Origin of the sequence: Streptomyces globisporus, assembly GCF_003501885.1 — a bacterium.
In the GTDB taxonomy this organism is placed as follows: domain Bacteria; phylum Actinomycetota; class Actinomycetes; order Streptomycetales; family Streptomycetaceae; genus Streptomyces; species Streptomyces globisporus_D.
In genome coordinates, this window is sequence record NZ_QWFA01000216.1 from 1 (window position 1) to 10,041 (window position 10,041).

The following is a 10,041-nucleotide window of genomic DNA, read 5'->3' on the forward strand; positions in this document are numbered from 1 at the left end:
AGCGTTCCGGCCCCTCCGGGGGCCGCCGCCCGCCCGCCCCCGGTGAGGCCGGAACGTCGGCCCGGCCGCGTCGCGCCGACCGTCGGCACGGCCGTGTCGTCCCACCGATCGCCCCGGTCCCCGGAGCGTTACGCTGCGTCGGTGATGGACAGCCCCGTACCTCCCCACCCGTTCGAACCGCGGCCCCGGCGCCGTGACCGTCATGGCCGCGGTATGCGCGGGCCGGTCGCACCGCCGCAGGTGCCGCTGTCGGCCAGCCGGGGCGAGACCTTCCGTGATCTGGTCCAGGACTCGGTGGAGCGGCTGGAACGGCGCTGGCCCCAGCTGGCCGAGGTCGACTTCGTCGTCCTCGATGTGCCCGGCACTCCGGAGGAAGTCGTCCCGCTCGGCAGCGCGGTCTCCGCGGAGAAGGGGCGGCCCGCGCAGATCGTCGTCTACCGGCGGCCCGTCGAGATCCGCACCAAGAGCCGTGACGAGCGCGCCCTGCTCGTGCACGAGGTCGTCGTCGAGCAGGTCGCCGAGCTGCTGGGGCTGGCCCCCGAGTCGGTCGATCCCCGCTACGGGCAGGACTGACGTCCGGAGGCCCGGGGGCCCGGCACGGGTGAGGGACTGGCCCGGGAGCCCGAGCCCCCGGCACGGCAGGACCAGGAGCTCAGGACAGAACCGGGTGCCCTCAGTCGTCCAGGACCGAGAGGTCCTGGCGCGCTGACGGGACCTCGACCATGCCGCGGTCGTCGGGGAGCGTCTGCACCGTGAACATCTGGACGCCGTCCGAGGCGAGCGCCAGGGAGCGCGACGCGTGGACCGGGCCGCCCGATGTCGTCTCGACGGTCAGGGCGTAGGAGCCCTTGAGGCCCTCCGGGGCCTTCGGGGTGACGGCGAGGGTCGTACCGGCCTTGACGGTGTACGTCTCGACGGCCGGTTCGCCGCCGCCGCTGCCCGCCGACGCGGTGACCTTCACCTTGGCCGTGGCCCCCGGCGCGGTCAGGGACAGCGTCGAGCCCTTGGCCCGGTTGTCCGGGACGGTCGCCCGGGCGCCGACGGGCCCGGTGGCGGGGATGTAGGCGATCTCCTGCTTGTCGCCCTTGCCCCGGACCACACGCAGCGCGGCCACGATCGGGGTCGCCCGGTCCTTCCGGACGGGGCTCAGGCGCAGGGAGCCGGGCTCGCCGCGGGTGAGGTCCTTGAGGTCGACGGCGGCCGTCATCGAGGACTTGATGTGCAGGGTGGCATTGCCTGCCGGGGAGAACGTCGCGTTCTTCCCCATGAGCTGGACCTTCACGTCCGCGTCGTCCTCGCCGGGCGCGAACGCCACCAGCTGTACGGAGGTGGCGTCGGCCGGGATGCCCGGCATCACCAGCGTGCCGGAGGGGTCTTCGGACGCGGTGATCCAGTCGCTGCCCGCCCTGTCGTCGGCGCTCATGACGACCGCCCCGATCCGCCCCGAGCGGGTGGTGACGTGGGCGGTCAGCTGGTCGACGGCCTCCGAGGTGAGGGTGGACAGCAGGACGGCGACGCTGGAGCGGGCGGGCACGGTGATGCCGTCGCCGACGTCGGACTTGAGCGCGCCCTCGGGGCCGTACAGCTCGATGTCGGCCACGGCGCCGGTGTCGTCGGGGTTGGTGAGGTGGATGTAGTCCTGGCGGGACTTGGCGGTGCTCGCGCCCGGGAACCAGAAGTCCGTGTCGGGGGCGGTGCAGCTGACCCCGAGGAGTCCGCGGGAGCCGCCCGCGCTGACCTCGGTGGTCTGCTGCGCGGCCCAGCCGGGGGCCAGCTTGCCCGTGGCCGTGCCGACGAGGGCCGGGGCGCTGGATCCGTTCGCCTCCGCGACGACCGGCTTTCCGGGCTCCTTCACGGCGAGGACCGGCTTCTCGGCCTTCGCCTTCGCCTTCTCCGCCGCTTCCTCGGCCTTCTTGGCCTTCTTCGGGTCGGTCTCGTCCTCGTCGTCCACGATCGGCAGCGCCGGCTTCAGCTCGGCGGCGCCCTTGGCCTCGCCGCCCTCGCCCGCCGGGGTGAACGCGGTGTACTGCGTCTCGGCGAGGTCGGAGTTGCTGGGCGCCGGGCAGACCAGGCCGGCCCGCTCGACCGGCAGCAGCGCGGCGGACTTCGCGGCGGACTCGGCCGGGGCGCCGGGCGCGGTGACCGTGGCGAATCCGGTGACGGCGGCCAGGACGGCGGCGCCCGCGATCAGGGACAGGTGGGTGGACTTCACTCGGACTCGCCTCGCGATGCGTTACCGGTCTGCCACGGGGCCTGACCCGGGGCCGGGGGGTCGGTCTGTTCACCGTTCTCGGTGTACGGGTGCTGCTGGTGCTGCTGCCCGCCGATGTACTGGCCGTACTCGTCGTACGCGCCCTGGTTGTCGTACGCGGCACCCTGGCCGTTGTACGCGCCCTGGTCGCCGTACTGCTGTGCGTACGGGTCCTGGACTCCGTAGGCGTCCTGGTAGCCGGCGCCCTGCTGGTGCTGCTGGTGCTGTTGGGCGTACGGGTCCGGCTGCTGGTACGTCGCGTAGTAGTCGGCGGTCGGCTGCTGCCCGTCCCACTGTGCGTATTCGTCGTACTGCTGCGGGGCCGCCTGCTGCTGCGGGACCGCCGCGTACCCGCCGGTGGCCTCCTGCGGGTCGTGCGCCGGCGGGTTCGCGGCGTACGGATCGGCGGACTGCTGCGCCGGGATGTACTCCCCCGGGTCCACGGCCCGCGACGGGTCGTCGTTCCCGGCCTCCTCGGCCGCCGCCTCGGCCTGGGCCGCGGCGCGCAGCCTGCGGGCGCGGCGGCCCTCGCCGTCGATCGGCTCGGCGGCGACGGCGAGCGCCTCGTCGGGCAGGTCGTCGTCGATCTCCCGGCGGCGGCCCGGCAGGGCCATGACCACCAGGACCACCAGCAGCCCGATCTGGGCCCAGATCCACGCGGTGTGGGTGATCGGGGCGTCGTGGGTGAGGTCCAGACGGCCGCCGTCCGCGGGCAGTTCGAAGCCCTGGGCCCAGCCGTCGACCGTCTTGCGGGTGAGCGGCTTGCCGTCCAGCGTGGCCGTCCAGCCCGGGTCGGCGGCGTCCGCGATCCGCAGCACCCGGCCCGCCTCGCCGGACGGGATCTCGGAGTGGGCCTCGACGGCGGCCGAGCCGACGGCGATGTGCTCGCCCTCGCCGGACGCCGGGGTGATCATGACGCGGGCGACCTGGCGGTCCACCCGCCACAGGGCGCTGCCGTCGAGCTGGCTGAGACGGCTGAGGCCGGGGGTCGAGTCGAGGACCCGGCTCATCTCGCGCGGTGCTCCGTCCCGCACGAGGACGTAGCGGACCGCGAAGCCGCTGAGCTGGCCGCCCTGGTCGGCGCCGGAGCCCGCGACGAGGTTGGCGACGACCTTGTCGAGGTGGCTGTTGCTGCCGCCCGCCTCGGTCAGTTCGCCGTCGCCGAGCCGGGCGCCCGAGCCGCGGACCAGGCTGTACGAAACGGTGTCGGGCGAGGTGCCGCCGAGGATGAGGGTGCGGGGCTGGTCGCGGGTGGTGCTCTCCTCCGCGACGAACGCGGGGACCTGGACGGGGTCGCGGCGCTCCAGCGGGCCGTCGGCGCCGCCGATCATCCAGCCGGCCGCGGCCAGGACCGGGGCCAGTCCGGCGGCCAGCGCGATCAGGGCCGCCACGGGCTGGCGCCAGCCGAAGCTCTGCTCGGCGACCCGGATGCGGGCGCCGTCCGCGCCGACCAGGGCGGCGGCGATGAGGGCGGTGCCGTAGACGAGGGTGGCCGGTCCGGCCCAGGTGGATCCGTTGGCGACGGCGGCGAAGAGGAAGCCGACGAGCGCGACGGCCCAGGCGGTGCGGACGGCGAACCGCCGCTCCTCGCGCAGCAGGGCGGCGAGCGCGGCCAGCACGATGCCGAGCAGCAGGATGCCGCCCGCCGCGCCGGGGCCCCCGGGGCTGATGCCGAGCAGGTCGAGGCCCGAGGCCTCGCCCGTACCGGTGTCCAGGCCCGCCTCGGTCAGGAGCGCGGACGGGTTGGTCAGGAGGCTCAGCGACCAGGGGGCGAGGACCAGGACCGGGGTGGCGACGGCGGCGACGAAGCGGAGCGCGTACGCCGTGATGTCGCCGCGCCGCAGCACGAGCACGCCGAGGCCGAGGACCACGGCGAGCGGCCAGACGATCGGGGTGAACGCCATGGTGACGGTCAGCAGCAGCGTGTACGCCCAGGTGGCGCGCCAGCTGCCGCGCTCCCCGGCCGCGCTGTCGGCGCGCAGCCCGTGGGCGGCGACGCCCGCGCGGGCGATCAGCGGCAGGAGGACGAGGAGGACGGCGGTGCCGAGGCGGCCGGTGGCCAGGGCGCCGGTCGCGGCGGGCAGGAAGGCGTACGCGACGCTCGCCCAGGCGCGCAGCAGCCGGGAGGGGAGCAGCGGGCGGGAGGCGAAGTAGGCGGTGGCCCCGGCCAGCGGGATCGAGCAGACCAGCAGCACACTGACGGCGAGTCCGGTCGAGCCGAGGAAGAGGGCCGACAGGGCGGCGAGCAGGGCGAGGTAGGGCGGTGCGGTCTGGGTGCCGCCGGTGCCCACCGTGTGCCAGGCGTCCGCGTACCGTCCCCAGAGCGAGTCGAGCTCGGCGGGGACGGGCAGCAGTGCGCCGCCCGCGAGTGCGCCGCCGCTGAGCAGGTTGCGGCAGGCGATGAGCGAGACGACGAGGAGCAGGGCGAAGAGGACGGGGCCGGGCTTGCGGCCGATGCGCTTGAGGCGGGCGAACTGGTCGACTTCGAGGAAGTCGGCGTCGTCGCCGCCGGGGCCGGATTCGACGGCTCCGTGGCGGGAGCCGCCCGAGTCGGAGTCCGTACGGCCGCCGAAGTTGCCCGCGACCTGGTCGACGGTGGCCCGGACGGTGGCGCCGGGCGGCGGGAACAGGGCGCGCAGCTCCGCGGCGTCGACGACGCCCTTTCCGCGATTGCGGCGGGCGGCGAGGATGCGGCCGGGGCGCAGCAGGGTGCCGAGCAGCCCGGTGACCTCGTCGAGGGCCTGGCCCGGCACCTTGCCGACGAGGTAGGCGAGGGTACGCAGGAGGGTGCCGACGACGAGCCGGAGCAGGACCCAGGGCAGGGCCTTGCCGCGGGCGTTGACGAGCATCGTGTAGACCGCGCCCGCCTTGTCGACGCGGTGCGGGCTGGCGACGGAGCGGCCGGCGCAGTCGATGGGGCGGCGTTCGCGGGCGGATGCCTCGGCGTGCCGCAGGACGGCGTCCGGGGCGACGAGGACCCGGTGTCCTGCCAGGTGGGCACGCCAGCAGAGGTCGACGTCGTCGCGCATCAGGGGGAGCCTGCGGTCGAAGCCGCCGAGCTCCTCGTAGACGTCGCGGCGGATGAGCATGCCGGCGGAGGAGACGGACAGGACGGTACGGACCTGGTCGTGCTGGCCCTGGTCCTGCTCGCGGCGGTCCAGGCCGGTCCAGCGGCGTCCGCTGTTGGCGATGGAGACGCCGACTTCGAGGAGCTGCTTGCGGTCGTACCAGCCGCGCAGCTTGGGGCCGACGATCGTGGCGTGCTTGTCGTTGTCGACGACGCGCAGCATCTCGGCGAGCGCGTCCGGCTCGGGTGCGCAGTCGTCGTGCAGCAGCCAGAGCCACTGGACCGGTTCGCCGTGGGGCAGCTCGGGGAGGTCGTAGTTCTCGTCGACCCAGGTCCTGGTCTGCGGGTCCCAGCCGCTGGGGCGCTTGAGGTACGGCAGGTCGTCCGGGGTCAGGATCCCGGCCGTGCGGGCCGCCTCGTCGACGGCCGTGCCGAAGCTCGTACGGCGTGCCAGGTGCAGGACGCGTTCGTCGCCGAGCGCCTCGGTGACCAGCCGGGCCGAGTCGTCGGCGCTTCCGGTGTCGGCGGCGATGACGTTCTGTACGGGGCGTTCCTGCCCGAGCAGCCCGGCCAGCACGTCGGGCAGCCAGCGGGCGCCGTCGTGGGAGACGAGCACGGCGGTGACGACGTGCCGGGGGAACTCTGGGGCGGCGGCGGCCGCGTTCGGCGCCGCCGAGTGGCTGTGCACGGACATCGAGGTACGGGCCCTCCGGCCGGGTCCGGGGGCGTCCCCGGGGGCTGCATCGGTGTACACGCGCGCCCCGGCGGGGCGTTGGCGCGTCTCGGACGGGGCCCCACACTAACGGTACGGACAGGTGGCGGGGGTCCGAGCCGGTGAAGGGGACGGGCCCGGACCTGCCGACGGCCCGTCCACCGGCCCCGGGGGGAGGGGGCGGCGGACGGGCCGTCGGAGATGGTGAGAGGGGCGGCTTCGGCCGGTCTGCCGGATGGCGGACGGCGGCTCGGCCGGTCCGGCGGGTGCCGGCGGGCGGCCTCGTGTCAGATCGCGGCCTTCTTCAGGCGTCGTCGCTCCCGCTCGGAGAGCCCACCCCAGATGCCGAAGCGTTCGTCGTTGGAGAGGGCGTACTCGAGGCATTCCGAACGCACCTCACAGGCGAGGCAGACCTTCTTGGCCTCGCGGGTGGATCCGCCCTTCTCGGGAAAGAAGGACTCGGGATCGGTCTGGGCGCACAGTGCGCGCTCCTGCCAGCCGAGTTCCTCGTCCGCGTCCTCGACCAGCAGTTGCTGGAACAGCTCGGTCATGTGCGCCCCTCGTCTGTCTCTTGCGTCCCGTGATGCAGCCTTTTGCGGCTGAACGACACGAGTGAAATTACAAATCTGTAGCTCTGGGACAGTCAAGCGAGGATCTGCTATTGGCCCAGGGATTCACTCTGCGGAACCAAGCGTATGCGGTAAGTGTTCAAATCAGCAAAAATCTGACATATGCCACGGGCTCCACGACCCCGCCCCCTCTCCCGATGAAGACGAACGGGGTCGGCCTTGTGTTGCGATTCGATCACCGAAGCGACCAAGATCACAGTCAGGTCACGGAGCGTCAGCCGCGTTTGAAGGCACGGATGATGCGCCACATGTCCCCGCCCCTGGGTGCATAAACCTTTCTCCGAACCCGACGACCGGATGGGGTGAAACATTGCCCCCATGTCGGGCATTGGGTTGACAGCGGACGGCCGAGCCGGTCTCCTTGATTTCATGCCAGCGACCGCAGCCCTGCACGTCACCCACATCCGTGGGTTCCGTAGCGCTGTCCAGGCTCGCTGTTGCTGTTCCAGCTGTCACAGCTGTTGATGCCGTAGCGCTCCAGCTCTGATCCAGCCTCTCCGGCTCTCCGGTCGAGCGTTTTTCTTCGTTTCCGCTCCTCCCCGCAGTCATCGTGACTCCCCGCACGTGCACCCCCCATGCCGAGGAACCACCGCAGCAATGAACAGCGACAGCGACCTTCAGATCGCCGGCGACATCCTTGAGGTCCAGCACCTCCTGCAGCCCGCCCGCGAGCACCCCTCCACCGTCTCCGAGTTCGTCGGCCTGGCGCGCTCCATCGCGGCCGACCGCGCACGGTGGGCCGGGATCGTCCAGTACGACTCCGTCTCCCGCTGGTACCACCGCCTGCACCAGGGCCCCGGCTACGAGGTGTGGCTGCTCAGCTGGGTGCCCGGACAGGGCAGCGGACGTCACGACCACGGCCTCTCCGCCGGCGTCCTGACGGTCCTGGAAGGCGAGTTGACCGAGCACACCGAGCGCGGGACGCGGTCCCTCGGCGCGGGTGCGCAGCGGTCCTTCGCCCCGGGGTACGTCCACGAAGTGGTCAACGATTCGCTCGAACCGGCCGTGAGTCTGCACATCTACTACCCGGGCCTGACCGAGATGCCGATGCACCCGAGCCAAAGCGCCCCGACGGCCGTGGACGCCGTACCCGCCTGACAAACTGCTGTGCATGCGCATTGTTGTTCTGGCCGGTGGCATCGGTGGTGCCCGCTTCCTTCGCGGCCTCAAGCAGGCCGCGCCCGACGCGGACATCACGGTGATCGGCAACACGGGTGATGACATCCATCTGTTCGGGCTGAAGGTCTGCCCCGACCTCGACACCGTGATGTACACCCTCGGCGGTGGCATCAACGAGGAGCAGGGCTGGGGGCGTACCCACGAGACCTTCCAGGTCAAGGAGGAGCTCGCGGCGTACGGCGTGGGCCCCGAGTGGTTCGGGCTCGGCGACCGCGACTTCGCGACCCACATCGTCCGTACGCAGATGCTCGGCGCGGGCTACCCGCTCAGCGCGGTCACCGAGGCGCTCTGCGCCCGCTGGCAGCCGGGCGTGCGGCTGCTCCCCATGTCCGACGACCGGGTCGAGACGCATGTCGCCGTCGAGATGGACGGCGAGAGCAAGGCGATCCACTTCCAGGAGTACTGGGTGAAGCTGCGCGCCTCCGTCGAGGCGCGGGCGATCGTGCCGGTCGGGGCGGAGCAGGCCAAGCCGGCCCCGGGGGTGCTGGAGGCCATCGGCGCCGCGGATGTCATCGTCTTCCCGCCGTCGAACCCGGTGGTGTCCGTCGGCACCATCCTCGCCGTGCCCGGGATCCGCGAGGCCATCGCCGAGGCGGGCGTGCCGGTCGTCGGCCTCTCCCCCATCGTCGGGGACGCGCCCGTGCGCGGGATGGCGGACAAGGTGCTCGCCGCGGTGGGCGTCGAGTCGACGGCATCGGCCGTGGCCCGGCACTACGGGTCGGGGCTGCTGGACGGGTGGCTGGTGGACACGGTGGACGCGGGTGCGGTCGAGGAGGTGGAGGCGGCGGGGATCCGCTGCCGGGCGGTGCCGCTGATGATGACGGACGTGGACGCGACCGCTGAGATGGCCCGGCAGGCGCTGGCGCTGGCCGAGGAGGTCCGGGCGTGAGTGCGGTCCCCGAGGCCGGGGGCGGGATCCCGGACGAGACTGGTGAGGGCGTGGGCGGTTCGCCCGGGGCCGTGCCTTCCTTTCGTGTGTGGGCCGTGGGCGGGATGCCCGAGGTACGGGACGGTGACGATCTCGCCAAGCTGATCGCCGCCGCCGAGCCGGGGCTCGTCGACGGGGACGTCCTGCTCGTCACCTCGAAGATCGTCTCCAAGGCCGAGGGCCGGATCGTCGAGGCCGCGGACCGTGAGGCCGCCATCGACGCCGAGACCGTGCGGGTCGTCGCCCGGCGCGGCACGCTCCGGATCGTGGAGAACCGGCAGGGGCTGGTCATGGCCGCCGCCGGAGTCGACGCGTCCAACACGCCCGCCGGGACCGTGCTCCTGCTGCCCGAGGATCCCGACGCCTCCGCCCGGACCATCCGGGACGGGCTGCGGGACATCCTCGGCGTCGAGGTCGGCGTCGTCGTCACGGACACCTTCGGGCGGCCCTGGCGCAACGGACTGACCGACGTCGCGATCGGTGCGGCCGGGGTGCGGGTGCTGGACGATCTGCGGGGCGGGGCGGACGCGTACGGCAATCCGCTCAGCGCCACGGTCGTGGCGACGGCGGACGAGCTGGCCTCGGCCGGGGATCTCGTCAAGGGCAAGGCGGAGGGGCTGCCGGTGGCGGTGGTCCGGGGGTTGTCGTCCGTGGTGGCCTCCGCCGGGGACGATGAGCCCGGTGCTCGTGCGCTCGTGCGGAGTGCTGCCGATGACATGTTCCGGCTGGGTACGTCCGAGGCCGTGCGCGAAGCGGTGACGCTGCGACGTACGGTGCGCGAGTTCAGCGACGAGCCGGTGGATCCGGGGGCGGTGCGGCGCGCCGTGGCGGCTGCCGTCACCGCGCCCGCGCCTCATCACACGACGCCGTGGCGGTTCGTGCTGCTGGAGTCCGCCGAGTCGCGGACGCGGTTGCTCGACGCCATGCGGGAGGCGTGGATCGAGGATCTGCGGCGCGACGGGAAGAGCGAGGAGTCGATCGCCAAGCGGGTGCGGCGCGGGGATGTGCTGCGCAACGCGCCGTATCTGGTGGTGCCGTGCCTGGTGATGGACGGCTCCCATACGTACGGGGACGAGCGGCGGGACACCGCGGAGCGCGAGATGTTCGTGGTCGCGGCGGGGGCCGGGGTGCAGAACTTCCTGGTGGCGCTGGCGGGTGAGCGGTTGGGGTCGGCGTGGGTGTCGTCGACGATGTTCTGCCGGCCGGTGGTGCGGGAGGTGCTGTCGCTTCCTTCGTCGTGGGATCCGTTGGGGGCGGTGGCTGTGGGGCATGCGG

General features: G+C 73.0%; 7 protein-coding genes. 4 read left to right on the forward strand and 3 right to left on the reverse strand.

Going from position 1 to position 10,041, the window contains the following annotated elements:
• Nucleotides 1-144 precede the first annotated feature (144 nt).
• Nucleotides 145-573, forward strand: a complete 429-nt coding sequence (locus D3105_RS29240; RefSeq protein WP_073779769.1) for a metallopeptidase family protein — start codon at nt 145-147, stop codon at nt 571-573.
• Nucleotides 574-673: 100 nt separating this feature from the next.
• On the opposite strand, the gene D3105_RS29245 is transcribed toward D3105_RS29240, so the two are convergent.
• The 3 genes from D3105_RS29245 to D3105_RS29255 all read right to left on the reverse strand — a co-directional run bounded on the left by D3105_RS29245 (nt 674) and on the right by D3105_RS29255 (nt 6,581).
• Nucleotides 674-2,212, reverse strand: coding sequence for a DUF5719 family protein (locus D3105_RS29245; RefSeq protein WP_118905949.1), 1,539 nt, complete (start codon nt 2,210-2,212; stop codon nt 674-676).
• Complete coding sequence (locus tag D3105_RS29250) at nt 2,209-6,012, reverse strand: glycosyltransferase (protein WP_118905950.1); 3,804 nt, start codon at nt 6,010-6,012, stop codon at nt 2,209-2,211. The genes D3105_RS29245 and D3105_RS29250 overlap by 4 nt, the downstream gene beginning before the upstream one ends.
• A 305-nt stretch (nt 6,013-6,317) precedes the next feature.
• Nucleotides 6,318-6,581, reverse strand: coding sequence for a WhiB family transcriptional regulator (locus D3105_RS29255; protein WP_003968728.1), 264 nt, complete (start codon nt 6,579-6,581; stop codon nt 6,318-6,320).
• 675 nt (nt 6,582-7,256) lie between these two features.
• Between D3105_RS29255 and D3105_RS29260 the strand changes: the two genes are divergently transcribed.
• The 3 genes from D3105_RS29260 to D3105_RS29270 form a co-directional block, all read left to right on the forward strand.
• Entirely contained in the window at nt 7,257-7,757 is a 501-nt protein-coding gene (locus D3105_RS29260) for a cysteine dioxygenase (RefSeq protein ID WP_118905951.1), read from the forward strand.
• Between the two features lie 13 nt (nt 7,758-7,770).
• On the forward strand, nt 7,771-8,727 hold the full coding sequence (gene cofD, locus D3105_RS29265; protein ID WP_118905952.1) for a 2-phospho-L-lactate transferase: 957 nt from the start codon (nt 7,771-7,773) through the stop codon (nt 8,725-8,727).
• Nucleotides 8,728-8,831: 104 nt separating this feature from the next.
• A partial coding sequence (locus D3105_RS29270) for a coenzyme F420-0:L-glutamate ligase (RefSeq protein WP_240647066.1) occupies nt 8,832-10,041 on the forward strand: 1,210 nt, incomplete at its 3' end.

What these genes read in the sequence shown, in the direction of transcription:
- D3105_RS29240 (WP_073779769.1), top strand. Translation starts at nt 145, where the DNA reads ATGGACAGCCCCGTACCTCCCCACCCGTTCGAACCGCGGCCCCGGCGC.
- D3105_RS29250 (WP_118905950.1), bottom strand. Translation starts at nt 6,012, where the DNA reads ATGTCCGTGCACAGCCACTCGGCGGCGCCGAACGCGGCCGCCGCCGCC.
- D3105_RS29255 (WP_003968728.1), bottom strand. Translation starts at nt 6,581, where the DNA reads ATGACCGAGCTGTTCCAGCAACTGCTGGTCGAGGACGCGGACGAGGAA.
- D3105_RS29260 (WP_118905951.1), top strand. Translation starts at nt 7,257, where the DNA reads ATGAACAGCGACAGCGACCTTCAGATCGCCGGCGACATCCTTGAGGTC.
- cofD (WP_118905952.1), top strand. Translation starts at nt 7,771, where the DNA reads ATGCGCATTGTTGTTCTGGCCGGTGGCATCGGTGGTGCCCGCTTCCTT.